This is a genomic window from Allobosea sp. 01N443, from assembly GCF_056399325.1.
This window is the reverse complement of record NZ_JBFTRC010000438.1, coordinates 1-465: the sequence shown is the minus strand read 5'-3', so window position 1 is coordinate 465 and position 465 is coordinate 1. Positions and strand designations below refer to the sequence as shown.

General features: G+C 64.5%; 1 protein-coding gene. It reads left to right on the top strand.

Annotation, left to right across the window (positions count from 1 at the left end; translation table 11 throughout):
• A partial coding sequence (locus tag AC1DRP_RS36875) for a sulfurtransferase (RefSeq protein ID WP_476771183.1) occupies positions 1-465 on the top strand: 465 nt, incomplete at both ends.

The window sequence follows — 465 nt, the reverse complement described above, 5'->3', positions numbered from 1 at the left end:
GCCGATGCCGCCCTCGTCGCCTCGAAGAGCAGGCTCGCGACCCTGGTCGACGCCCGTTCGGCGAGCTATTTCGAGGGCCGCGAGAAGGCTGCGGAAGCGACGCGCGCCGGGCATATTCCAGGCGCGATTTCGCGTGACTACGCAGAGGCCTTCGATCTCTCGACCGGTCGCCTGAAACCTGCAGGCGACCTGACCGCCCTGTTTTCCAGCGTGCCGAACGGACCTGCGATTTCCTATTGCAACACCGGCCACACTGCAGCGCTGAACTGGTTCGTGCTTTCCGAACTTCTGGGGAACGACGAGGTGTCGCTCTATGACGGCTCGATGACCGACTGGACGCAGGATCTCGAACGCCCGGTTGCAACGAGGGATAGTCTAGTCAGGCGGCCTGATGACGCAGAGCGGAGGCGCGCGGTAAAGCGCGCCTCCGCTCGCGCCCAGCCAGAATCCAGCTGTCGTTCGACC